Below are 24,817 nucleotides of genomic sequence, written 5' to 3' on the forward strand. Positions count from 1 at the left end.
ACTGACCAAGCATAATTCACCCCGCAATAGACCAACCGCCCCACATTTACGGTAGCTCGGCGGGGGGCGATGAACCGCTCACAAGCGAAATCGGCACTTTGTTGCGATCGCACTGTGTGGCCGGAACTCATTGTGGTCTCTACGCCAATCCTCGATCTTCTCACGCGTCGCCACGGCTCATGAACCAATGAGCGTTCAGGCCTTCGGCGCGGAACAGATATTTTTGCCAGTTGTAAAAGGTTACATCCGAAAAACCCGCCGTGCGGCACATCTTACCGACAGGTGTGCCGCACGCCGCCTGCTTCAGCACGAACGCGATCTGCGCCTCCCAAACTTCGATGCCTTCATCGAATTCTCCTCTTCTTCTGCGACGGGGATCATAAGTGGAGGCGCTAAGCTCGACCTCGTGAAGATCGCGAAGGCCGGTTTACCCAAGATCGGGGCTACCTCTGGAAGCTATGGTTCCAGAGGCTCGCGCTAAACAAGCACCTGTTGGTCGGAAAGACAGCCGTGGTAACCGGGGCTTGATCAAGACGGCGGAAACGCATGACCAGGCCGTCGAGCTATTTCGGAGAGGGGTGGACGTTGAAGATGCCATACTGGGAACCTTTCCGACAATCACATGTTAAGGAGTGGGAAAAGAGAGCAAAAATGAAGCAGATTGGATACGGACTTGTCAGCACGGCGGAGGAGAGTCCGGAGCTGCAACGACAGGCCCTTGCGAAGGCAGGCTGTGACACGATCTTCATCGACACGATGCCCGCAGGCATCAGTCCTCGGAGGCGGCCGGAGATGAAGAGGGTCCTGGACCTGCTGGCGCCAGGCGATCAGCTTGTCGTATGGAAATTGGACCGTTTGAGCCGGAGCATGGTCGATATTGTCCTCTTCATCGATGAGCTGCGAGAGAAAGGTATCGATTTCGCGTCCCTGACGCAGGGCATCGACACGAAATCAGGCGGTCGAACTTTTATTGAGGCAGCCGCCGTGTTCGCTGCGTTTGAGCGCGAGCAGATTTCCGAGCGCGTCAAGGCAGGTCAGGCGGAAACAGGGCGGAAAGGTGGACGTCGACCGAAAGCGACGCAATCGATTAGAGAAAATATCCTCGACATGAAGGAGCGTGGCAAGTCCATAGCACAGATTGCGTTGACAATCGGACTTGGGGAAAGCACCGTCCGACGTATTTTGATGGAACTGAAAACGGCGGAGAATGGTGCTTTGATGGGCCTGAATGTCAAGCAGAGACTTGCTTTGGCCAGGGCTGCGGGACCTAGAACACCAGTACGCCCAAGAGATTGATTGATTGGGATAGTATTGCGACCCCTTGCCACCGCTCCACGCCGCCTCCGGGAGCGAACCGCGGCAGCGCGGTGGTTGAATAGGAATTGATCACATTCCAAGCTTCGCCCGCTCCGCCATGCGCCAGGCGCGTGGTGTCTGACCTGTCTGTTTCAGGAAGAAGCGGGAGAAATAGGCGGGGTCGGCAAACCCGAGGCGGTAGCTGATTTCCTGGGCACTGCCGAAGGTGAAGACCAGCTCGCGCTTGGCTTCGTCCGCGAGCCGCTGGGCGATCATCTCATGCGCTCCGAGTCCGGTCGCCGCCTTGACGATGCGGTTGAGGTGGGTCGGTGAGATGCCGAGTTCAGCAGCATAAAAGGCGGCCGGCCTATGAGTTCGCAGATGCTGCTGGATCAGGCCGTTCAGCTGCTCCATACGTCGAACGTTTTCGTTCCCGCTCTCACCCGCAGCACTTCCAGAAAGCCGCATCGTCAGCTGCAGGGCGATCGTCACATAGGCTTCGAGAAGGTCCATGCGGCCGCTGCTGCGGGTCGCAAATTCAGCGCCAAGGCGCAACAGGGTCTGTGCGGCGTGGGCGGCATCGGGGTCATTCATCTCGAGCACGGTCAAATGCGGATTTGCAAGCCATTGGCCGAGCGGACTGCGGTCTCCCGGTGGGGCTTTCAGATGCGAAGCGAGCACTGTGATGACGAGACCGTCGATATCCCTTGAAAAGCGAAAGCCATGGCTCAGGCGCGGTGGTACCGTGATTACAGTATTGGGGATGATCCGGTGTCGTTCGCCGCCGAAGATCGCGTCGCCCGATCCCGCACTGATGTACAATATCTGAAAAAAGCTCTCGTGGCGGTGCAGCTTGATTTCCCAATGATGCAAACTACTGCGCGACGGAATTGTTTCGCAATGAAGCCAAAACTCTGGCTTGCTTCCGGCATTTTCGCCATAGAGTTCATAAGTCGGGACGAACTTCTCCATTCCGAATGCCTCCTCGCATGTTCGATTAGTGCAATTACTGGCATGAAATGTCCATTGCTGCGGGCCTCGCCTCTCCGCAAAATTGCGGTCAAGAGGACTTAAGGAGGAACCATGCGCACCAAAGTCGCCATCATCGGCTCAGGCCCGTCGGGCCTGTTGCTTGGCCAGCTGCTGACGGAAGCCGCGATCGACAACGTCGTGCTCGATCGCGTCGGCAAGGATTACATCCTCGGCCGCGTGCGCGCCGGCGTGCTCGAGGAAGGCACCGTCGGGCTGATGGATCAGGCCAAATCCGGCGCGCACATGCATGCTGCGGGCCTGCCGCATCACGGCTTTTCGCTCGCCTTCGACGGCCGCGATCACCGAATCGATCTCTACAGCCTCACCGGCGGCAAGCGCGTCGTGGTGTATGGCCAGACGGAACTGACCCGTGACCTCATGGAACATCGCGAGGCGAGCGGCGCGCTGACGGTCTATGATGCCGCCAATGTCACCCCGCATGATTTCGATGGGGCGTCGCCTTACCTTACCTATGACAAGAATGGCATCACTCATCGCCTCGATTGCGATTTCATCGCCGGTTGCGACGGTTTCCATGGCGCCAGCCGCAAGGCGGTGCCACAGGGCGCGATTCGCACCTTCGAGAAGGTCTATCCCTTCGGCTGGCTTGGGATCCTCGCCGACGTCGCACCCGTCAGCCACGAGCTCATCTATGCTAACCATCCGCGCGGCTTTGCGCTTTGCTCGATGCGTTCGGAAACCCGCAGCCGTTACTACATCCAGTGTTCGCTCGACGAGAAGGTCGAGGACTGGAGCGACGCGCGCTTCTGGGACGAGTTGCGCTGGCGCCTGCCCGAAAATCATGCCGAGGCGATGGTGACCGCGCCGTCCTTTGCGAAATCAATCGCGCCGCTGCGCTCTTTCGTCGCCGAGCCCATTCGCTTCGGCCGCTTGTTCCTAGTTGGTGATGCGGCCCATATCGTGCCTCCAACGGGCGCCAAGGGCCTGAACCTTGCGGCAAGTGACGTTTTTTATCTGAGTAACGCGCTGATCGAATTCTATGGTCACAGGTCTGAGGCAGGCATCGACGCGTATTCGCAGAAGGCGCTCGCACGTGTCTGGAAGGCGGTGCGTTTCTCGTGGTGGATGACCACGATCATGCACCGTTTCCCCAATACTGACGATTTCGGCCAACGCCTTCAGGAGGCGGAGCTGGACTATCTCGTCCAATCACCCGCCGCCTCTACATCGCTTGCGGAAAACTACGTCGGGCTGCCTTACTGAGAGGCAGCTTGCGTCTTGCAATCAAGCAACTCGCCCCGCCTCACGAACGACCTGCATCAGAAGCGAGAGCGGCAACGAAGGCTGCACTCCCTCGTTATTGATACGAATGTTGCAATACATCAGATGTTTCATTTGTATCATTTTTAAGCATATCGCCCGATGTTGGCAATCACGTTGGCACAGGCTGGTCCCAAATCACTTGTCGTCGTCCGATGCTCCGGCTCTGCTTGGATTTTTTGCCGAAGCGTTGGTCCTCATCTTCGCAGGTTACCACGTGCTCAGGTTGTGCCGACGGAGCTCGATAGAAAATGGCTCGAACGTGCGGCATGATTTGAGAAAAGGAAATCGAATTCCCGGAGAATTAGCCGTCAATACGTTCGCGCCTAGCTGCCGTGCCTGCAGGAAAGTCAGGGCGTCATTGTCGAAGCGGCGCTCATGTCCCTCTCCCTTCGGCAGGTTGCTCAAGCGAAATAGCAGACCGGCCAACACGCCGGCCTGTCCCCAAGTGGCTGCCTCCGGGGGGTGGATGATGAGGCTGCGACAAAAGACATTTGCCGCAGAATCAATCTTCTATCGGAAAGACGAAGCCCGCTTTAACCCGATCCATTACCACCATGGTTTTGAAGCCTTTGATATCATGGTTCTCATAGAAGAACCGACGCGTGAAGGCTTCGTAGTCCTCCATGTCCTTCGCCGTAACAACCAGGATAAAATCGGCGTCGCCCGTCACGTAGTAGCCGATCATCACCTCCTTGGTAGAGCGGATCGCCGCCTTGAATCGATCAACGATATCTGCCCGTTCGCGCTCCAAAGAGACAAGAACAATCATGGTGATGGCCCGCCCGACAGCCTTTGGCGAGACGATCGATACGTCTGCCTCGATCACCCCTTCCTCACGCAACCGCTTCAGCCGTCGCTGACAAGCAGTTGGTGAGAGATTGACGATTTGCGCCAGCTCCTCAGAGGTCAGACGATTGTTCTTCTGGACGGCGTCAAGCAGCGCCCGATCGGCTCTATCGAGGGGGGTCATGCAGAAGTCCTGCGTCCTTATCCAAATTAAGCCCAATTCCTGCATCGCAGCTCAACTGAATGCAGCCAATCGATCATGGCGCGCAGCTAGTCTCCTTGTAAACCCACATGGAGCCCCGCATGGAAGGCATCGCCAGCACTGCGCTGAAAAACCTGCGACGACCCGATCTCATCGAGCACCGCGCCTTTGTTGATGGCACATGGGCTGCGCGCGCAAAGACGCTCAGCGTCATCGATCCTGCAACCGGCGAAAACCTCATGGAAGTCGCAGCCTGCTCGCTCGAAGATGCCGATGCCGCCGTCGGTGCCGCGAAGAATGCCTTTCTCGATTGGCGTGACAGGCTCCCTGTCGAACCTGGCCAGATCCTGCGAGCGTGGGGTAAGTTGATGCGCGATCACGCGCAAGACCTCGCTCTCATCATGACGGCTGAACAAGGAAAGCCGCTGGCAGAATCGCTTGGCGAGATTTCTTACGCGGCGAATTTCCTCGACTGGTTCGCCGCCGAAGGTGAGCGTGCCTATGGCGAGACGATACCGAGCCACCTGCCGGGCAGTCGCCTTTCGGTACAGATGCAGCCCGTTGGCGTGACCGTTGCGATCACGCCGTGGAATTTTCCTTCCGCGATGATTACCCGCAAGGCGGGCGCTGCACTCGCAGCCGGCTGCACGATGATCGTCAAGCCCGCCCCGGAGACGCCTTTGTCCGCTCTTGCTCTGGCAAGGCTTGCCGAGGAGGCCGGGATTCCCGCCGGCGTCTTCCAGGTTCTCACTGGAGAAGCTGCCCCGCTTGCGCGCCGCCTGCTCGAACACACGGATGTGCGTGCCTTTTCCTTCACCGGCTCGACGGAAGTCGGGCGGATCCTGCTGACGCAATCGGCGGCGACTCTGAAGAAGGCCTCGCTTGAACTTGGCGGCCATGCACCTTTCATCCTGTTCGACGATGCGGAGCTTTCCAAAGCCGTAAGGGGCTGTATCGATGCCAAATTCGCCACGTCGGGACAGGATTGCCTTGCTGCAAACAGGATTTACGTTCAGCGCGGGCACTACGATCGGTTCGTCGACGCATTCGCCGAGGCGACCCGAATGCTCAACGTCGGTCATGGCCTTGAGCCCGGCACCGATATCGGGCCGATGACGCGCCCTTCGGTTGCCGAAAAATGCCGGCAGCAGATTGCGCAGGCACTCTCCACCGGCGCGCGTCTCGTCTGCGGCGGACAGGACAGCCCGCTTGGCGGTAATTTCGTCACGCCAACCGTGCTTGCCGACGTCACCGATGACATGCTGATTGCCCGCGAAGAGACCTTCGGCCCGGTCGCTGCGATACTGCCCTTCGACGACGAGCAGGAAGTGATCGCCCGTGCCAACGCCAGCGAAATGGGACTGGCTGCCTACGTCTACACCAACGATCTTGGCCGCGCGATGCGTCTCACCGAGCGGCTCGAATTCGGCATGATCGCCGTCAATACGCCGAAATTCACCGGCGCCCCGATACCGTTCGGCGGCTGGAAACAATCCGGTCTTGGTCGCGAAGGTTCGCGCCACGGCCTTCTGGAATATCTCGAAGCAAAATATGTCTGCTTCGGCAACCTTGCTGCATGAAAGGATCCGCGCCATGACAATCAATCCCGATCAGATCGCCGAGATGGACCGGACTTCGGTCCTGCATCCCTTCACGCAGCTCAAGGATTTCGCCAGCGGCAAGATCGGCGATCCGACGATCGTCGAAACGGGCAAGGGCATCCGCATTCAGGATGCACACGGCAGGCAGCTGATCGACGGTTTCGCCGGTCTTTACTGCGTCAATATCGGCTATGGCCGCGCCGAGGTTGCCGAGGCCATTTCGCGCCAAGCCTATCGCCTCGCCTACTACCACACCTATGCCGCCCACACGACGGATGAGCTCGCGATCCTCTCCGATCGGCTGGTTAAAATGGCACCCGGCAAGATGAGCAAGATCTTCTACGGCATGTCGGGCTCCGACGCCAACGAAACGCAAGCCAAGCTCGTCTGGTATTACAGCAACCTGCGCGGCAAGCCGAACAAGAAGAAGATCATCTCCCGCGAACGCGGCTACCATGGTTGCAGCGTCATCTCCGGCTCCATGACCGGCATGAGCTTTTACCAGGACCATATGGACCTGCCGCGTGCAGGCATTCTCCACACCGGTGCGCCGCATTTCTATTGGGGCGCGCAAGCTGGCGAAACGGAGCTCGAATTTTCCAAGCGCCGTGCTGACGAACTCGAAGCCCTGATTCTGCGCGAAGATCCGGACACGATCGGTGCCTTCATCGCCGAACCGGTGCTCGGCACCGGCGGCATCACGCCGCCGCCGCAGGGCTATTGGGAGGAAGTACAAAAAATCCTCAAAAAATACGATATCCTGCTCATCGCTGATGAAGTCATTACCGGTTTCGGACGCACCGGCTCGATGTTCGGATCGCAGCATTACGGCATCGAACCCGACCTGATCACTGTCGCCAAGGGGCTGACCTCGGCCTACTTCCCGCTGTCGGGCGCAATCGTTAGCGAAAAGGTCTATGAGGTGATGGAAGAAGGGGCCGATCGCGTCGGCTCTTTCTCGCATGGCTACACGTATTCCGGTCACCCGATCGGCGCTGCAGCGGCAAACGCCGTTCTCGACATCGTCGAGAAGGAGGATCTGCCGGGCAATGCCCGCGCAGTGGGCAGCTATTTCCAGGCGCAGCTGAAGGCGAAGTTTACTCAGCTCCCGATCGTTGGTGAAGTGCGCGGCGTCGGCCTGATGGGCGCAATCGAATTCGTGGCCGATCGGGAGAGGAAGACGCGCTTTGCGCCGGGCCTTACTGTCGGTGCGCGAATCTCAAAGGCCGCGCGCAGCGGTGGGCTGATTGCCCGTGCCATGCCGCACGGCGATATCCTGGGTCTTGCCCCGCCGCTCGTCACGACCAAAGAAGAAGTCGACGAAATCGTCGCCATTGCCGAATCCGCCGCCCGCTCGGTCATGGACGAATTGATCAAGGCTGGCGAGAAGATCTGATCGAGCATGGCCGGCGACAAGCGCTCGCCGGCAACTGCCGATTTGCGAGCAAAGCCGAGATGATCGTCATTATTTCTGGAGCAATCACGGCTCGACATGCATAGCGCTTCATCTTTTCAGACGAAGCGTGCATAATGTCATGAAATGATCGTCCTCAAAACGAGACAATTTCATGCGACGTCAAGCCAACCCACTAAACCTTCATCCGACCACGGCGACGAAGCCGGTGGTTTGGCGACCAGCCCTCGCCAAGCAAAAAGGCGAGACGAAACACGCAGCCCTCACCGGGCGCATTATCGCCGATATCGATGCCGGTGTGCTCAAACCGATGGACCGCATGCCGACACACCGCGATCTGGCGCGCGAGCTCGGCCTTTCCGTCCAAACCATCAGCCTCTCCTACAAGGAGGCTGAGCGGCTCGGCTATCTGAGCGGTGAGATCGGTCGCGGCACCTTCGTCAAGGCGCGTGTGACGGACCGGGCCGGACGCATGATGCTGGATCACAGCACCAACGAGGTACTCGATCTTTCCATCATTCGCGGCGTCTATCTCGATGCGCACGAGACCGCATCACGCGAGATCCTTCGTGAACTCGCAGATGGCGATAATGCAAGTTTCATGCGCCCGTGCCGGCCCGTCGCCGGCCTTGATCGCCATCGAGAGACGGCGCGCACCTGGTTGGGCATGCTCGGGGTCACTGCCGGGATCGAGCGCATCCTTGTTACTAACGGTGCTGCCCATGCCATTTTTCTCGCCTTAAGCTGCATTATCCGTTCCGGAGACGTCGTCTTGTGCGAGAACCTCACCGACCACGGCATCATCGGGCTTTCGAACGTCCTTGGCTTCAGCCTGAAGGGCTTACCGACAGACAACGAAGGCATTTTGCCCGATGCGCTGGAGGCCGCTTGTGCTGCAGGCGGTGTGCGAGCACTGGTGCTTGTCCCGACGCTCAACAATCCGACGGCTCATGTCACGGGCGCGACCCGCAGAAGCGAGATCGCCGCAATTGTCGCGCGCTATGGTGTCTTCGTCATCGAAGACGAGGTCTACCGCCCATTGATCGAGGAGAACCTGCCGTCGATCACGAAGATGCTGCCCGATCTAGGCTTCTTCGTCACGAGCTTCACTAAGGCGGTGCTGACCGGCTTGCGCGTTGGCTATCTCGTCGTTCCACCCGCCTATTCCATTCGCGCCGCCTCGATCCTGCGTGTGTCGAGCTGGAGCGGCACCTATCTGACCGGCGAAATCGCCACGCGCTGGGTCGAAAACGGCACGGCACAGCGGCTGGTGGAAATCCAGCGCAACGAAGCACGGGCGCGCCAAGCCATCGCCAGTGAAATCCTCGGCGACCACATCGCCTCCAGCCATCCGCTCTCGCTCTGCGCCTGGCTGAAGGTTCCGCCGCACTGGACCGAGGACGGCCTGGTCCGTTCACTGGTCAACCAGAATGTCGCGGTCACGCCGTCCGAACCTTTCATTGCCGGCCCCGGCCATGGCGGTGGCATCCGCATCTGTCTGGGCGGACGCATGAACCATATAAGCCTAGCCAAGGCACTGACGATCGTACGGCAGGCCTTCGAGCAATTGCCACCGGTCTATGACATCGGCGCCATCGGATAGAGCTCACTCAAGACAATCATTGAATCATTACAATATAATAATTGACATGATTTTACTTCGCTCCCAACATGACAATCATGAAGAGCGAAATCGCGTCCAGATCGACTGAAGAAGAGGCGCTGCCAGTTACGCTGGCGGATGTCGAGAAGGCTGCCGCCCGCATCTCCGGTCGAGTGACCCGCACGCCGCTCGTTTACTCTGGCACTCTGTCTGAACGTACCGGCCAGCCCATCCATCTCAAGCTCGAGACACGCCAGCCGATCGGGGCCTTCAAGCTACGCGGCGCGATGAACGCCATCCTCTCTTTGGATGAGACGGCGCGCAAGCGTGGTCTTGTTGCCGCCTCCACAGGCAATCACGGTCGCGCCGTCGCCTACGCCGCGCGCGAATTGGGCGTGTCGGCTACCATCTGCATGTCATCGCTCGTTCCGGCCAACAAGGTCGAGGCGATCCGCCTGCTCGGTGCCGAAATCCACATTGTCGGCAGAGCGCAGGATGACGCACAAGAGGAAGCCGAACGTCTGACCGCGAGCCGCGGTCTCACACCGATTCCGGCCTTCGACGATGGGGACGTCGTTGCCGGTCAAGGCACGATCGGCCTCGAAATTGTAGAAGCCCTGCCCGATCTCGCGACCGTGCTCGTGCCTCTTTCGGGTGGTGGTCTGGCTGGCGGCATTGCCGTTGCCGTCAAGGCCTTAAAGCCTGAGGCCCTCGTCATCGGTATCTCGATGGAGCGTGGGGCGGCCATGCATGCGGCGATTGCTGCCGGCAAGCCGGTCGCTATCCGCGAGGAAGAAACGCTGGCGGATTCACTCGGCGGCGGCATCGGTCTTTCAAACCATGTGACGTTTGGGCTTTGCCGCGATCTCCTCGACGACATCGTCCTTCTGACCGAAGATGAGATCGCCGAGGGCATCCGCCATGCAGCGCGACAGGAGGACATAACCGTCGAGGGTGCAGGCGCGGTCGGCATTGCCGCTATCCTCGCCGACAAGATCGCCCTTTCCGGACCCACCGCTGTCATCATCTCAGGCGGCAATATTGACCCGATCCTGCACCAGAAAATCGTCGCGGAGGCCGCCATATGAGCCGGATCAGCATTCTGATGGAAAAAGACCTTCGCGCTATCGTCAGGCTCGATGTCTCCGCGGTCGATTGTATCGAACAGGCCTTTGCCGCGCTCGCGACCAAAGCCGTTGCCATGCCGCCGATCCTGCGCCTCGACATTCCGGAATTTCGTGGCGAGGTGGACGTCAAGACGGCCTACGTGCCGGGATTCGATGGTTTCGCCATCAAGGTCAGCCCCGGGTTCTTCGGTAATCCCAAGATCGGCCTGCCAAGCCTCAACGGACTGATGATCCTGCTGAGCGCGAAGACCGGACTGGTGGAGGCCCTTCTTCTCGACAATGGCTATCTGACGGATGTTCGTACGGCAGCGGCCGGTGCCGTTGCCGCACGCCATCTGTCGCGCGAAGACGCCCACGTTGCCACGATCTTCGGCGCAGGCATGCAGGCGCGACTGCAGCTTGAGGCTCTCATGCTCGTGCGGCCGATCAAATCGGCCCGGATCTGGGCACGCGATTACGCAAAGGCCAAGACGCTCGCTTCCGATTTGGCCCGCGACCACGCAATCGAGGTCGCCGCCATTGCCGATCCGTGCGAAGCAGTCCGCGGCGCGGATATCGTTGTCACGACGACACCCGCAGAAAAGCCGATCCTGATGGCCGAATGGCTCGAACCAGGCCAGCATTTGACCGCTATGGGGTCGGATGCTGAGCACAAGAACGAGATCGATCCGGCCGTCTTTGCTCGCGCCGCTTACATTGCAGATCGGCTCTCGCAGACCCGTATTCTCGGCGAGCTGCACCATGCCATCAAGACCGGCGCAGTCACGCCGGACCAGCAGTTTGGAGAACTTGGAGCCGTCATCGCCGGCACGGCAATTGGCCGGTCGAGCGCAGACGAAATCACCTTCGCAGATCTCACAGGGACCGGCGTGCAGGATACCGCCATCGCCAATCTGGCACTAGCCCGCGCAAGAGATGCAGGAAGCGGCCAGACGATCGAAAACGACATCAACATGGGAGATGCAGCGTGAGCGTGACGCTGAACTTTACGCGCGAGGAATATGCCGCGCGCTTGTCCAAAACCTGCCAGGCGATGGAACGGGCGGGGATTGATCTCCTGATCGTCACCGATCCGTCCAACATGCACTGGCTTACCGGGTATGATGGCTGGTCCTTCTATGTGCATCAATGCGTTCTGGTGCCGCCGAGCGGCGAGCCGATCTGGTACGGTCGCAAGCAGGATGCCAATGGCGCCAGGCGCACCGCCTATCTGAACCATGACAATATCATCGGCTACCCGGATCACTACGTCCAGTCGAGCGAGCGCCACCCGATGGATCTCCTGGCGCAGATCATCGATGAGCGCAAATGGTCGAGCCTCACCGTCGGTGTCGAGATGGACAACTATTATTTCTCGGCTGCCGCCTTCGCGTCTCTGCAAAAGCATTTGCCCAATGCCCGCTTCAAGGATGCGGCGGGCCTTGTCAACTGGCAGCGCGCCGTCAAGAGCCCGACTGAGCTCGACTATATGCGCAAGGCGGGCAAGATCGTCGAGCTGATGCACAAGCGTATTGTCGAGGTCGTCGAGCCCGGCATGCGCAAATGCGATCTCGTGGCCGAGATCTACGATGCTGGAATCCGTGGCACGTCGGAATTCGGGGGTGATTATCCGGCAATCGTGCCGCTGTTGCCATCGGGCGCAGACGCGTCCGCGCCGCACCTGACCTGGGATGACAAGCCGATGCGCTCCGGCGAAGGGACGTTCTTTGAGATCGCCGGCGCCTACAAACGTTATCACTGCCCGCTGTCGCGCACCGTTTTTCTCGGCAAGCCGACGCAAGCCTTCCTCGACGCGGAGAAGGCGACGCTCGAAGGCATGGAAGCCGGCCTTGCCGCGGCAAGGCCGGGCAATAGCTGCGAGGACATTGCCAACGCCTTCTTCGCCGTGCTCAAGAAATACGGGATCATCAAGGACAACCGCACCGGCTATCCGATCGGTCTTTCCTATCCGCCGGACTGGGGCGAACGGACCATGAGCCTGCGCCCGGGCGACCGCACGGAACTGAAGCCCGGCATGACCTTCCATTTCATGACGGGTCTGTGGCTTGAGGATATGGGGCTCGAAATCACCGAGAGCATCGCGATCACCGAGACATGGGTCGAATGCCTGTCAAACGTGCCGCGCCAGCTGTTCGTGAAGGGCTGATGCCATGCTGACCGGCATGCCTCGTCCCTCGCCCATTACTCCTTCCGTCGATTTCGACGCAAAGGGCGTGCAGCACGGGCATCTGCGCCTACCCTACAGCCGCGATGACAGCGCCTGGGGCTCGATCATGATCCCGATCTGCATCATCGCCAATGGCGAAGGATCGACCGCTCTTCTGACGGGCGCCAATCACGGCGACGAATACGAAGGCCCTGCCGCGCTGTTCGAGTTGGCGCAGTCGCTCGACCCTTCTGAGATAAGCGGGCGCGTCATCATTGTCCCGGCGCTCAACTATCCAGCGTTCCGGGCCGGCACGCGCACCTCGCCGATCGATCGCGGAAATCTGAACCGCAGCTTTCCGGGCCGCCCGGATGGTACGGTGACGGAGAAGATCGCCGATTTCGTGACACGTCATCTCATACCGCTCGCCGACCTCGTCCTCGACTTCCATTCCGGCGGCAAGACACTCGACTTCCTGCCCTACGCCGCAGCCCACGAGCTGCCCGACAAGGATCAGGAGGCCCGTTGTTTTGCGGCGGTGGCAGCGTTCGGCGCGCCCTATTCAATGAGGATGCTGGAGATCGATGCCGTCGGCATGTTGGATACGACGGTCGAGGAAATGGGAAAAACCTTCGTCACTACCGAGCTCGGCGGCGCCGGCACGGCCACCGCAAGGTCGATCGAGATCGCACGAAGGGGCAGCCTGAACCTCCTGCGTCACGCGGGAATCCTGAAGGGGGCGCCAGACACCCGGCCGTCCCGCTGGCTGGATATGCCGTCGAGCGACTGCTTCATCTTCGCCGAGGACGGCGGACTTATCGCCTTTGCCCGCGATCTGGGCGAGCCGGTCAAGAGGAACGAAATCGTCGCCCGCGTGTATTCCGTCGGGAAGACCGGTGTGGCGCCACTCGAATACCGCGCCGCCATGGATGGCGTACTTGCGGCCCGCCACGTGCCTGGCCTGATCAAGGCCGGCGACTGCCTTTCCGTCATCGCAACGATTGCGGAGAAAACCTGACCGGAAGAACGACGTGAGATCCGAAAACGGACCACAAAACCTTAACCAGAGGAGAATTCGAATGCGCATTTCAAAAATCATTTGCCTTTCCGCGCTTGCGCTCGGCATCGGCGTCACGTCGGCCAGCGCGCTGACCGTCGAAGAAGCCAAAAAACAAGGATTCATCCGGGCCGCCACGGCCAACGAGGTCCCCTACTCCTATATGCAGCCGGACGGCACCTCTGCCGGTATCGGCCCGGACGTTGCCAATGCCGTCCTGAAATCCATGGGCATCGAGGACATCAACTGGACAGTGACGCCCTTCGGCACGCTCATCCCGGGTCTTAAGGCGCGTCGCTTCGACTTTGCAGCCGCCGAGCAGAATATATCTCCCGAACGTTGCAAGCAGGTCGCCTTCACCGAACCCAACTCGTCCTACGGTGAGGGACTGCTGGTCAAGAAGGGCAATCCGAAGGGCCTGACCACCTATGCCGACATCGCCAAAGACCCGTCGTTGAAGGTCGCGGTGGTTTCGGGTGCAAACAATGTCGACTTCCTGCGTGCCGTCGGCGTCAAGGACGACCAGATCGTCTTCATTCCGGCGAACGCCGATGCCATCCCGACCGTACAGAGCCGTGTCGATGCCTATGCGGCCACCGAGCTGACTGTCTCCGCGCTTGCCAAGGACCAGACCAATGTCGAGCAGGTCACGCCGTTCAAGGATCCAATCGTCAAGGGCGCACCGGTGCGCAACTATGGCGGCTTTGCCTTCCGTCCGGAAGACAAGGAACTGCGCGATGCGTTCAACGCTGCCCTCGTCGCGTTCCGAAAGACGGACGACTACAAGAAGATCCTCATGAAATACGGTCTTTCGGAACAGAGCATTGCGGCAGCAGCAGAAAAGAACGTCGCCGATCTCTGCGCCGGCAAGTAACGACAAAGGCGCCCGGTCGCTGATTGGGCGCCACCTGCTTTCAGTCGGAGAGAATCCAGATGAGCTGGACAGCCTATCTTCCGATGCTTTGGCACGGCGCTATCGTGACGATGACGATCACCCTGGCAGCGATCGTCTGCGGCGCGCTGCTCGCCTTCGTCTTCGGCATCCTGCGCGTCGAAGGTGGACCGATCCTTTCGGCCTTCGCGCTGTGTTATACGGAGGTGTTTCGCGGAACGTCGCTGTTCGTCCAGCTGTTCTGGTTCTATTACGCGCTGCCGCTGGTCGGCCTGAGTTTCGATCCGATCACCACCGGCATTCTGGTATTGGCCGCCCATGTCGGCGGCTATGGCGCTGAAATCGTGCGCGGCGGCCTCTTGTCAGTCTCCGCGCAGCAGTTGGAAGCCGCGCGCGCTTTGAACTTCAACCGTGTCCAGACCCTCTTTCGCATTTCGCTGCCACAGGCCGTCGTCGAAATGATGCCGGCCTTCGGCAACCTCGCGATCGAGACGTTGAAGCTGTCCTCACTTGTGTCGTTGATCTCGATTGCCGATCTTACCTTCGCGGCCCAATCCATCCGCAACATCACGCTCGATAGCGCAAGCATCTATTCGGTCACGCTCGTGTGCTACTTCGCCATGTCGCTTGTCCTGATGGCGGCCGTTCGCGTGATCGAACGTTTCGTACGACGCGGCGATGTCTTCCCCCGCGGCGGCCATTCGTGAGGACAATTCGATGTATGGTTACGAATGGGACACAACAACCTGGATTACCTATACGACCTCGATTCTACCGATCATCCTGATTGGTTTGACGGTCACGTTAAAGGCGGCAGCTGCTGGCTTTGGGATTGCGCTGGTGCTTGGCCTGATCTTCGCTTTGCTACGCCGCAGCCGGATCATGGTGATCTCTTGGACGACAGCCTTCATCGTCGAGTTTCTGCGCGATACGCCGCTTCTGGTGCAACTGTTCTTTCTCTACTATGTGCTGCCTGATTTCGGTATTGTGCTCCCCGCCTTTCTCACCGGCGCACTGGCACTCGGTCTGCAATATGCGGCCTATACGTCTGAAGTCTATCGTGGCGGCATCGAAGCCATTCCGCATGGACAGTGGGAAGCAGCAACCGCCCTCAACCTGTCACGAATGCAAACCTATCGCGACGTCGTCATTCCGCAGACTATTCCGCGCATCGTGCCGGCGATGGGCAACTATCTCGTCGCGATGATCAAGGAAACGCCGGTTCTTTCCGTCGTTACCGTTCTCGAAATGATGGGGCTTGCCAACATGATCGGCGAGCGCACGTTCGAATATCTCGTACCGCTGACGCTTGTCGGCGTGATCTTCCTTTTCCTGACGCTGATCTGCTCGGCCGGCCTCCACCGCATGCAGAAAGCTCTTCCTAAAGCGGGAATACCCTTGCGATGACCGATACCTCCGAGCAACCCATCATCGAATTCCGCGATGTCACCAAGCGTTTCGGTATTCTAACCGTACTCGACAACTTTAACTTCAGTGTCGCGAAAGGCGAAAAGGTCACGCTGATCGGGCCGTCGGGCTCCGGCAAATCGACGGTCCTGCGCATTCTCATGACACTCGAGCCGTTTCAGGAAGGCAGGTTGACGATTGCCGGTATTCCCTATCACGAGCCGGACGGCAGAGGCCCGTTCCGGGCGTCGGAAAAACACCTGCGCCAAATTCGCAATCATGTCGGCATGGTCTTCCAGAGCTTCAATCTCTTTCCTCATATGACCGTTCTTCGTAACGTTGTCGAAGCGCCGGTACGCGTACTGGGAATGGCACGGGGGGAAGCGGAGGCGCGAGCAATAGAGCTGCTTCAGATGGTTGGGCTGGCTGACAAGAAGGACCACTACCCGGTGCAGCTTTCCGGGGGACAGCAGCAGCGCGTGGCAATTGCGCGAGCGCTTGCAATGCGGCCGCGGATTCTGCTTTTCGATGAACCGACTTCGGCGCTGGATCCGCAACTGGTGGGGGAAGTGCTTTCCGTCATCCGCGGGCTGGCCCATGAACATGATCTAACCATGCTGCTCGTCACCCATGAGATGCGGTTTGCCCGCGAAGTGTCGGATCGCGTCTGCTTCTTCGACAAGGGCCGTATCTGCGAACAGGGTGCTCCGGACCAGATATTCGCGGCGCCGAAAGCGGAGAGGACTCGCGAATTTCTATCATCGGTTCTTGGATAACACGGGCAATCCAGCAACCGAATCGCGTTTCAGGCCGTCCAGTTGCCATCGGCCTTTCGCAAACACAAGTTCGCCGCATTCATCCACGTCTTAAAAAAAGGACATAGAGACTTGAAGACCGAAAGCGCGGTTGTGCAGTTTAACAAGACAGCGCGGCATTTAATTCGAGATTCGCCACCGAGAAAAATATGGCCCCCTTGAACCAATTCGAACCGGGACCCGAGTTAAAATCCGGATGTTAATCCATCACTAAACTCCTAAGTAACGGCCAGTTGCGTGTAGGGTGCGGTTTTCATCATCGATGAAGTGGCTGGGATAGCCAGTGGAGGCCGATTTGCACATCATTGGGATAGATCACATACAGATCGCGATGCCACCGGGCGAGGAAGACAAAGCTCGGGCATTCTACGAGGGATTGCTTGGCCTTCGGGAGGTTCCAAAGCCAACGCACCTCGGCGCCAGAGGAGGGTGCTGGTTCGAAGGAGATGGGGTTAAAATCCATCTCGGTGTCGAAGCGGACTTCGTTCCCGCGCGAAAGGCGCATCCGGGCCTCCTTGTCGACGACCTGTCTCAGTTGGCCGCACGGTTGGAAGGTGCCGGGTACTCGACAATCACCGATCAGCCACTGGATGGCTTCAATCGTCGATATGTCAATGATCCGTTCGGCAATAGATTGGAACTTATGGAGCAGAGGTGATCGCGAAACACGGTCGCGATTAGCGCGACCCAGCTTTGCAGGCCTGTCCGGTTGGTAGAATGTGAAGCGATGCTGGAATCCACCACATTGTCCGTCCCAACAACAGCCCGATCGGGCAGGAGGTTTACGAGCAGAAGGTCAATCGATGGATCAAAATATGGCAAAAGCTCCGTGTCGTGCCTTGGGTTGAGGAAGAAGGCTGAGGAGACAGCGCCGTTCTTCGTTGAGCAGGCGGCAACTTTCAGTCCGGCTTTGGTCCTCCTTCCGTTCCATATCGGCCGAGTAGGGGGTCTTCCTTCAACGCCAACAAGAACAACTCCCGGGCACTTTCGTCTGAAACATGTCGGTCATCGACGCCTTCCCAGGCTTCAAGGGCGGCGATGTAAGCCTTTCCGTCAGAGACTGGCCAACGGGCCGATAGGAGATCGAACGCGTGTTTGGCCGATCTCACGGTACTCGGCTTTCGCAAATGTAGAATAACGATACTCGTCCACAAAATACACGCTCCATCGCCGGCGGGCAAACCCGCCAAAAGGAGCGCCTGCTCGTCCCAACTAGCGTCTACGACGAAGGTTCCGCACGATTGTTCTCAGCCATCCGGAGGTCGAGTGCCTGTCGCAACCGACCCGCTGACAAGTCTGTGTTTGCACTTAAAAGATCAACGGCGGCGGCGTATGCGGCTTGCGCGCAATCGGCGCCTGCGTCGATGGAGTTCGCGTCGCACCAGTCGGCTATTACCGTCGCGAGCATCTCTATGTGCCGTTCGGAGAGTTCGGGAAGATTCAAAAGGTTTAGAGACATTATCGTGGCACCACCTAAGGCAAGAGCACGTCTGATCTCCCAATCGGCCTCGCCCTGCTAAGATCGCCGACTGGAGTACTATACGCTTCATTGGGTGCGATGGCATAGCGATCCGCAAGGGAAGGAGTGGCAGCGACCACTACTATGATGCGAGCGATCTCAGCACAATTGTGTCGACCGTCAGAATCGCCGGCACGCGCCTTTTACCACTTCACCCGCAAACCGGCGGTGCCGCTGAGCGCATAGCTGTCGCCGAAGTCTTTCAGCGAGGATTTTGCCGCGACTTCGCCGTAGAGAGAGAACCGTTCCTCACTCCAACTGTAGCTGCCGCCAAGGGTCAGGCCGGCCCAGATTGGATCATTCTTGCTTTCGAAACCGGAGCCGGAGACATCGACTGCAGTGCCATCCAGGAACTCGCCGTAGAGATTTGCTATGCTGTAGATTTTCGCCCGCGCCGTCTGACCATCGGCGCGCTGGACGCTTTCCTCGCGGTCGAGCGCCACGCCGAGCCGGCCGAGCAGGCTGTCGCCGTCGTGGAGCGAAACACGTGCGCCGAACCGATCGTTGAACGTGTCGAAATCGACGGAGGAATAAACGAGCTGTGCCTGGGGCGTGATCGACCATGGGCCGGAGGCTGCAAAGCGCCGGCCGGCCTCGAGGCTCAGCGCATAGCCGGAGCCGTTGTTGCCGCTTTCCATGGCGCCATCGACGAGATTGGATTTCAGGTCGGTGTTATACCAGGTGGCCCGGCTCTGGGCATCGACATAGAAGCCTTTGTCGCCATACCAGGTCAGCGTCGCGCCGAGCCCGAAACCGGTCGTGTCGATATCGCCATTGCCGTAGAGGGAGTCGATATTGCCTGATATCGTGCCGTAATGGACGGTCAGGCCGCCGATCAGCCGGCCGCCCTTGTCCTGATAAAGCTCGCCGTCGAGACCGCCCTCCAGCTTGAACAGGTTATAATCGTAGCTGTCGACGGTCGTGCCTTTGTCCGGCTCGATGCCGGCATGCATGCCCTCGGTGCGCAGCCAGACATTGTCAGGTCCTCTGGCCGATGCCGCCGCGCTGCCTCCAGGCCAATAGCGGTCGCCGAGGCGCTGTTGCAGCGTCGACAATCCGTTGAGGGCGAGCAGCAGCTGCGGATAGGCTTCGTAGAGGGGAACGCCCGGCTGGTAGACGGGTCCGATCACCGCTCCGGCGGGATCGATAAGCGCCGAGCGAAGATACCAGTCGCCGTCGGCAGGTGTCGATATGCCGTTCTGGTACAGCCGGTAGGCATAGGCGCCGCCGACTGCGGCCTGATCGCCCTGGAAGACATAGTCGCCAAGCAGTGAAAATGTTCCGGCCGAGGTGCCGCCGACATCGACGATCTTGATGCCCTCGACGGTCTGCGCGCCACCGCCGCCGAGATTGGTGACGCGCACATTGGTCGTGCCTGCCGTATTGCCGGTGACGACGAGGCGGTCGGTCGGCGAGGCATCGCCGCCGAGCACGCTCTCGATATCGAGCGTACCGCCATTGCCGGTATAGTTGCCTGATATTGTCAGCGTACCGATCGAATTGCCGGGGGCGACCGTGCCGGAATTGCTGACATCGCCGATGATGGTTCCGCTGCCGCCGAGCCTGCCGAAATTGGTGATATCGCCGATGACCGACGTCGGCGTTGTGTGGTCGCCGATCAGCAGCGTGCCGTCATAGATCGTCCAGTTCGTCGCTACCGTGCCGTTGCCGGTCAGAAGCCAGGTGCTGCTGCCGGTCTTCTCGAACGTGTCGAAGTTCTGATATTGCTGGGCGGCGCCGATCTTGGAGATGTCAAATGTGTCGCTCCCCGCGCCGCCGAGGCGCAGCGTATCCGACAATGTGGCATTGCCGACGACATTGCCGATGATGTTGGAGCCTGCGTGAAGCTCCAGGATCATGCTGGAGGCGGGATTGGATGTGACGATGGCATCCGCCATGCCCGCACCGGCACGAATGGTGCCGCTGTTGATAATCGTTCCGCCTGCCATCTGAACGGTCACGCCATAGGCATTGCTGCCACCTTCGATCGTGCCGTTGTTGATGAGAAATCCGTTGGTGCGCATATGCACGCCTTCGCCGGCAAAAACAGCGCCGTTGACACCGTTGCCGCCACGGATGGTGCCGTTATTTGTCAAAATATTGAGAGCCCCGGCAATGCCACCCAGAAAGACACCTGCTGCGCCATTGCCGGTTGCGCTGCTTCCGCCCTGGATGAGGCCATTGTTGGTGGTGTTGGTCCCACGCTGGCTTTGAAGTCCGAAGCCGCCGCTTCCGGCGCCGGAATTCGAGCCGCCGGTGACCGTGCCGTTGTTGGTAAACGTGGTGGCGCTCAAATTCGCGCCGGTGCTCGTCGTGGCCGTCCCATCGGGGCCGCCTGCGATCGAGCCATTATTGATCAAAACTGACGGCGTGCTGGTTGAAATGGCGATACCGCGTTGACCGGTACCGCCCAGGAGTGAACCTTCGATGGTCAGTGTCTGGCCGCCGGTATTGTTGAATTGGAGATTGCCGGTATTGAAGCCCTGCGTGTAGATGGTGATCGGCTTGGCAGGGGTCGGAAGGACTGCCCCGCTGAGCGGGAACGTAGATGTCAGTTTGATGATTGCACTGCTCTCGCCATCTGTGTTCGCCGCTGTAATGGCGTCGCGCAACTCCGTCTCGTTGCTGACCCGGTACTCCCTCGCGGTCGCAGCCGATGGGGGCCAGCAGAAGAACGCCAGCAGAGCGAGATTGACGCTCGCAAGAAGGCCGGTTTTCGCGCGAATGTCTTTTCCGACGGCACCGAAGCCCATACTCGCCTCTATAAGTTGCTTCTAATATGAAATGCGATTTAAGGATGTGCTTTTTCTGCGATGCTTCGTCCTGATGCGCAAGGTTTCGACCCACCTAAAGTAGGATTTTTCATGCCAGGCGGGGTGAGTTGTTGCTTGATGGCAACAAGGCGCTCAATTAGCGCATGTGACGCATTAAGAATTGTCAGAATCGTTGTTCAATGTCGCAGGATTCTGCCTCCATCGATCGTCTGAGCAGCGCTCGCAGGGCCTCATGTTCGGGCCCAATGGGTTTTAGATTAAGGAATGCGTCGACGGATCTGCGTGTCTCGTGCCCGCCCGACGCCAGATTGGCGCGATGCAGGACGAAGGCGGCGTCACCCTTGCTCTGGCAGCACAGAAACCAGCGGTCGCCATTGGAGCTCACGGCGAATTCCATCTGCTCTTCCGTATCGAAGCCCTCCCGCGTACGGTTCATCTCGTTCAGGGAACTTGCCTGCTCGCCTCCCGCTTGCGCCTCGCCTGTGCTAGTAGACGCGGGATAATCCTCGGGAGCGATCATGCCGGCCCGGATCTGCTGGATGAGAGTGGTCTCCGCCGCGTGGTCCGCTCCCGCCTCGGGCTTCAGGTCAAGCGTCGCATAGTCCGCTCTTTTAAGAAGCCTGCGCAAGAGAGACTGCTTCATGCCGGTTATGTTCACCAAAGCCAGCCCTCCGTGATCAAGAATAGAACAAAAACAAAGCTGATTACGGCGACGATTGTTGGAGCGGCGCCGGAATAGCTTGGCGAAACAGTTTTGTGAGTGGGAGACATATCCTCTCCTTCCGTTAACGTGTCGGTCCGACGACCGGGATCATCCCGCGGCGCGCTTGACGAACCGTTTTCAGCTCGAATGGCTGAGCTTCGCGCAGCTGGCGAAGGCGCGCGTTTTTGCGGATCCGGTCAGCCGCTTCCGTTTCAATGATCTGCCGCGCGACGTCACTCGTGGTCGCAGCCTTGTCTCGCGCGGAAACCTTTTCGGACCTGAAAAATACCTGCTTGGTCATGGTCATGATAATCTTCTTTCGGTCTGCGGCTTGGACGCATCCAAGCGGTCGACGGTTGATCAGGCCGGAAAAGCCGACCAGAAAACAAAAAGGCCGGGCGCTAGCCCGACCTCTCACAGTCACTCAGCTCTGCTGCCAGTACATCCGTGGTCAGCGCAGCGAATGAAATCCTTAAGCTGCCTGAAGATTTTCGGCCGAGCTTTTGCCGGACTTGCGGTCCTGAACAACCTCGTAGGAGATCTTCTGGCCATCCGTTAGCGATCGCATTCCGGCACGCTCGACGGCAGACGCGTGGACGAAGACGTCCGTGCCACCATTGTCCGGTTGGATGAAGCCGAAGCCCTTGGTGGAGTTGAACCATTTTACGGTACCAGTAGTCATGACGATTTCCTTTCAAAGCAATCGTTGGGGGTCCCGCGATGCCTTGCGGGGAAGATCGATGATTTGAGAGGAAATCCGACGGGAGCTAAGCTCCGGACCAACATCACAAGCAATGGTCGATAAACATCATATAGGTACAAGTTCTGATTTTGCAAGGGACGCGTCTGATTTAAATCCGGTTCATGTAGGATCACAGCGTTTCCAGCTTTCGTGCACGTTTCATCAGCCAATGAAGGCGATGTCCACGGCGACGTCGAGCGATTGAAATGCGCCGGCGGGACCGATGAACGTTCCCGATACCGACATGAGCTGGGTAATGTCACGCGCGACTGCCACGGGGATCAGATTGGCGCTGCCCATGCTCCTGTTTGTCGGGTCGAAGGCGATCCATCCCGCACCCGGAAGGAATACTTCAACCCATGCATGGGTCGAGCTCCCCGGCGACGAACCGACGAGGCTGCGCGCCGGGTCGTAGAGATATCCGGACACGATCCTCGCCCCGAGGCCAAGAACCCGGACACTTTCGGCAAAGAGCGTCGCAAGATCCCGGCAGCTCCCGGACCGCAATGAAATGGTCTCCAACGGAGGCTGCGTTCTTTCTGTATCGCGCGCCTGATAGGCGACGCCGTTTGAAACCCCGGCACTAAGATCCTTCAACAGCGACAGCGTATCGGCCGAATTCCCCATGACGAAGCCCTTGACCCACTGCTGCAATTCGCCAGACGCGTCGGGATACTGAACATCCCTGAGGGCGCCAAGATCCTTCCAGTCCTGATCGTCATAAAGGAAGGGGTAGGTTGCGGCCGGCGCAGCGATATCGAACACGGGCCAGGCTTCCGATTTCACGTCGACATCCGCACGGCTGACGATTTCGAGCTGTTGGGTCGGCTCCGGGAACGTCATGGTCGCAACTGCGTTTCCGAACACATCGGTTGTCCAGGAAACCCTGCCTCCGGGAGAAGCTGCAATTTGGTGCCTTTGCAGCAGAAGCTCCGGCCCCTTGCGCGGTCGCAGCAATAGTCGGTACGGAGAGAGCTGAACGGGGCTACGGTAGCTGTAGGTCGTCCGATGACCTATGGAAAGTTTTGGCATTTCTGCACCTCACATGCACAAACCCGACAGGGTATGCTCAGGTATCGCCAGTTCGCTGCGCCGCCACCAAGCTCAGCCGGAATTGCGAAGATGCCGATCCGGCGAGACGTGCGGCTGGCCCTCGATTGCCAGGGATGCGTCATTTCATGAGCCCAGCAGACCGCAGCGCACTCTCTATGACGTCGTAGACGTTATTCGCGATTTTGCGATCAGACTTCGCTCCCCCGGTGGGCCTTTCGCCCGCGGCCTCGGGATTCGCACGGCGCTCAAACGACGGCGTCAGCCCCCATGTGCGGGCAATATGCTCCGTCGACGAGATGCCGACGTCGAGCATGTAGGGTGCCTGCGAGCCGTAGCCGGTTGACGTATCGATAGGTGTTCCGTGTCCCATGCCGCCGATGCGGTAGAGTTCAATGGCGTCCAAGCCAATCTTGTTCGTCCAGACGTGGTGTTCCTGTCCGTCGATGACGTCAGACCGCGAAGGTCGATCGACCACCTCGTGTATGGCTTTCCACTGGTCGATTATGGCCTTGGCGTTGAGGTCGTCCACGGTCTTGTCATTCGTACCATGCCAGACCGATATGCTCGGCCAGGGTCCAGCATGCGTCGACGCCGAACGAAGTTGCTGCTGAAGTCGTTCACGAGAGGGTAGACCGTGACCGCGCATCCGGTCGAACGCCTCTGGGATGCTTGAGGCAACGCCATAGGGCAGGCCCGCAATGATCGCTCCCCCGGCAAACACTTCCGGATAGGCGGCAAGCATGGCATTCGCCATGGCGCCGCCAGCCGACAGTCCCGTGATGAACACCCTCGTAGGGTCGATCCCGTGGTCGGAGATCATCACGCCGATCATCTCACGGACCGAGCGGACCTCGCCGCCGTCGCGCCGGATATCGCCGTCGGAAAACCAGTTGAAACAGAGATTGGGGTTGTTCTGGCGGGTTTGCTCCGGAAACAGAACAGCAAAACCAAATTCGTCGGCCAGCTTCGACCATCCCGACCCGGCATCGTAGCCGGCAGCCGTCTGGGTGCAACCATGTAAGACTACTACAAGCGGGATTGGACGTGATGCATCCGCGGATCCGGGAACACGATACCACCCCATGAGATCGCCGGGATTAGCGGTTTGGTTCTGCAGCTTCTCCAACCGGTTTGAACCCGCAGACATGTTCGGCGCAGTGCGAAACCGTTGCAGGCGCTGCAAAGTATCCGAAAGACTTGTCATAGTGGCTTCCTCGCTGCTCGCGGAAAGCCAACCGACGTCCCGGATGTCCTAGGTAATGCTGCACTGCACAATTGCAAGACTTGTAGTGATGGAAGCAAGCCGTTTGCTCAGCGTGGGCAACAGCGACAAGATCGGCAACCAGGCCAGCAACAGGCTCTCA

General features: G+C 59.2%; 24 protein-coding genes and 1 pseudogene. 15 read left to right on the forward strand and 10 right to left on the reverse strand.

The features are described 5' to 3' along the window. Positions 1-187: 187 nt before the first annotated feature. Together FHX15_RS28645 and FHX15_RS28650 are read left to right on the forward strand one after the other, a co-directional pair. Entirely contained in the window at positions 188-481 is a 294-nt protein-coding gene (locus tag FHX15_RS28645; protein WP_184401772.1) for a hypothetical protein, read from the forward strand. Positions 482-651: 170 nt separating this feature from the next. Then, entirely contained in the window at positions 652-1,296 is a 645-nt protein-coding gene (locus FHX15_RS28650; protein ID WP_184401734.1) for a recombinase family protein, read from the forward strand. A gap of 90 nt (positions 1,297-1,386) precedes the next feature. Here FHX15_RS28650 and FHX15_RS28655 read toward each other — a convergent pair whose 3' ends face one another. Next, on the reverse strand, positions 1,387-2,268 hold the full coding sequence (locus FHX15_RS28655; RefSeq protein WP_184401735.1) for a helix-turn-helix domain-containing protein: 882 nt from the start codon (positions 2,266-2,268) through the stop codon (positions 1,387-1,389). 111 nt (positions 2,269-2,379) lie between these two features. On the opposite strand from FHX15_RS28655, the gene pobA reads away from it, so the two are divergent. Beyond that, positions 2,380-3,552 (forward strand): 4-hydroxybenzoate 3-monooxygenase, encoded by a 1,173-nt coding sequence (gene pobA / locus FHX15_RS28660; RefSeq protein ID WP_184401736.1) that lies wholly within the window; start codon positions 2,380-2,382, stop codon positions 3,550-3,552. Between the two features lie 292 nt (positions 3,553-3,844). Here pobA and FHX15_RS31220 read toward each other — a convergent pair. Together FHX15_RS31220 and FHX15_RS28665 are read right to left on the reverse strand one after the other, a co-directional pair. Further along, positions 3,845-4,080, reverse strand: a pseudogene (locus FHX15_RS31220) (hypothetical protein); the annotation flags it as partial. 34 nt (positions 4,081-4,114) lie between these two features. Beyond that, positions 4,115-4,582, reverse strand: a complete 468-nt coding sequence (locus tag FHX15_RS28665; protein WP_184401737.1) for an Lrp/AsnC family transcriptional regulator — start codon at positions 4,580-4,582, stop codon at positions 4,115-4,117. Between the two features lie 119 nt (positions 4,583-4,701). Here FHX15_RS28665 and FHX15_RS28670 point away from each other — a divergent pair, with 119 nt between their 5' ends. The 12 genes from FHX15_RS28670 (at position 4,702) to FHX15_RS28725 (ending at position 17,320) form a co-directional block, all read left to right on the forward strand. Then, positions 4,702-6,180 (forward strand): NAD-dependent succinate-semialdehyde dehydrogenase, encoded by a 1,479-nt coding sequence (locus FHX15_RS28670; protein ID WP_184401738.1) that lies wholly within the window; start codon positions 4,702-4,704, stop codon positions 6,178-6,180. Positions 6,181-6,193: 13 nt separating this feature from the next. After that, a complete protein-coding gene (locus tag FHX15_RS28675) occupies positions 6,194-7,597 on the forward strand; it encodes an aspartate aminotransferase family protein (RefSeq protein WP_184401739.1) in 1,404 nt (467 codons plus the stop codon). Between the two features lie 172 nt (positions 7,598-7,769). Beyond that, positions 7,770-9,218 carry a PLP-dependent aminotransferase family protein gene (locus FHX15_RS28680; protein ID WP_184401740.1) on the forward strand — a complete coding sequence of 483 codons (1,449 nt, stop codon included), beginning with the start codon at positions 7,770-7,772 and terminating at the stop codon, positions 9,216-9,218. Between the two features lie 68 nt (positions 9,219-9,286). Further along, positions 9,287-10,306, forward strand: coding sequence for a hydroxyectoine utilization dehydratase EutB (gene eutB, locus FHX15_RS28685; RefSeq protein WP_184401741.1), 1,020 nt, complete (start codon positions 9,287-9,289; stop codon positions 10,304-10,306). Beyond that, a complete protein-coding gene (gene eutC / locus FHX15_RS28690) occupies positions 10,303-11,316 on the forward strand; it encodes an ectoine utilization protein EutC (RefSeq protein WP_184401742.1) in 1,014 nt (337 codons plus the stop codon). Before eutB ends, eutC begins: the two co-directional genes overlap by 4 nt. After that, positions 11,313-12,491, forward strand: a complete 1,179-nt coding sequence (doeA, locus tag FHX15_RS28695; protein WP_184401743.1) for an ectoine hydrolase DoeA — start codon at positions 11,313-11,315, stop codon at positions 12,489-12,491. The genes eutC and doeA overlap by 4 nt, the downstream gene beginning before the upstream one ends. A 4-nt stretch (positions 12,492-12,495) precedes the next feature. Then, positions 12,496-13,509 (forward strand): N(2)-acetyl-L-2,4-diaminobutanoate deacetylase DoeB, encoded by a 1,014-nt coding sequence (doeB, locus tag FHX15_RS28700; protein WP_184401744.1) that lies wholly within the window; start codon positions 12,496-12,498, stop codon positions 13,507-13,509. 61 nt (positions 13,510-13,570) lie between these two features. Then, a complete protein-coding gene (gene ehuB / locus FHX15_RS28705) occupies positions 13,571-14,422 on the forward strand; it encodes an ectoine/hydroxyectoine ABC transporter substrate-binding protein EhuB (RefSeq protein ID WP_184401745.1) in 852 nt (283 codons plus the stop codon). A 59-nt stretch (positions 14,423-14,481) separates the two neighbouring features. Continuing rightward, positions 14,482-15,147, forward strand: a complete 666-nt coding sequence (ehuC, locus tag FHX15_RS28710) for an ectoine/hydroxyectoine ABC transporter permease subunit EhuC (protein ID WP_184401746.1) — start codon at positions 14,482-14,484, stop codon at positions 15,145-15,147. A 10-nt stretch (positions 15,148-15,157) separates the two neighbouring features. Next, on the forward strand, positions 15,158-15,847 hold the full coding sequence (ehuD, locus tag FHX15_RS28715; RefSeq protein WP_184401767.1) for an ectoine/hydroxyectoine ABC transporter permease subunit EhuD: 690 nt from the start codon (positions 15,158-15,160) through the stop codon (positions 15,845-15,847). Then, on the forward strand, positions 15,844-16,623 hold the full coding sequence (gene ehuA, locus FHX15_RS28720) for an ectoine/hydroxyectoine ABC transporter ATP-binding protein EhuA (RefSeq protein ID WP_184401747.1): 780 nt from the start codon (positions 15,844-15,846) through the stop codon (positions 16,621-16,623). Before ehuD ends, ehuA begins: the two co-directional genes overlap by 4 nt. Positions 16,624-16,945: 322 nt before the next feature. Further along, entirely contained in the window at positions 16,946-17,320 is a 375-nt protein-coding gene (locus FHX15_RS28725; protein ID WP_312861941.1) for a VOC family protein, read from the forward strand. Between the two features lie 241 nt (positions 17,321-17,561). Here FHX15_RS28725 and FHX15_RS31880 read toward each other — a convergent pair whose 3' ends face one another. The 7 genes from FHX15_RS31880 to FHX15_RS28760 form a co-directional block, all read right to left on the reverse strand. Further along, the gene (locus tag FHX15_RS31880; RefSeq protein ID WP_409527041.1) at positions 17,562-17,852 is read right to left on the reverse strand and encodes a DUF982 domain-containing protein; all 291 of its coding nucleotides are present in this window, start codon (positions 17,850-17,852) and stop codon (positions 17,562-17,564) included. 472 nt (positions 17,853-18,324) lie between these two features. Beyond that, complete coding sequence (locus tag FHX15_RS28735) at positions 18,325-20,934, reverse strand: autotransporter outer membrane beta-barrel domain-containing protein (RefSeq protein ID WP_246779121.1); 2,610 nt, start codon at positions 20,932-20,934, stop codon at positions 18,325-18,327. A gap of 184 nt (positions 20,935-21,118) precedes the next feature. After that, positions 21,119-21,616 carry a hypothetical protein gene (locus tag FHX15_RS28740; protein WP_184401749.1) on the reverse strand — a complete coding sequence of 166 codons (498 nt, stop codon included), beginning with the start codon at positions 21,614-21,616 and terminating at the stop codon, positions 21,119-21,121. A 124-nt stretch (positions 21,617-21,740) separates the two neighbouring features. After that, positions 21,741-21,965, reverse strand: a complete 225-nt coding sequence (locus tag FHX15_RS28745) for a hypothetical protein (RefSeq protein ID WP_184401773.1) — start codon at positions 21,963-21,965, stop codon at positions 21,741-21,743. A 165-nt stretch (positions 21,966-22,130) separates the two neighbouring features. Beyond that, positions 22,131-22,340, reverse strand: coding sequence for a cold-shock protein (locus FHX15_RS28750; protein ID WP_184401750.1), 210 nt, complete (start codon positions 22,338-22,340; stop codon positions 22,131-22,133). Between the two features lie 222 nt (positions 22,341-22,562). Further along, positions 22,563-23,432, reverse strand: coding sequence for a transglutaminase family protein (locus tag FHX15_RS28755; RefSeq protein WP_184401751.1), 870 nt, complete (start codon positions 23,430-23,432; stop codon positions 22,563-22,565). Positions 23,433-23,571: 139 nt separating this feature from the next. Next, positions 23,572-24,657 carry an alpha/beta hydrolase family esterase gene (locus FHX15_RS28760; protein ID WP_184401752.1) on the reverse strand — a complete coding sequence of 362 codons (1,086 nt, stop codon included), beginning with the start codon at positions 24,655-24,657 and terminating at the stop codon, positions 23,572-23,574. Positions 24,658-24,817 lie beyond the last annotated feature (160 nt).

It is taken from the genome of Rhizobium sp. BK650 (assembly GCF_014195325.1).
GTDB lineage: Bacteria > Pseudomonadota > Alphaproteobacteria > Rhizobiales > Rhizobiaceae > Rhizobium.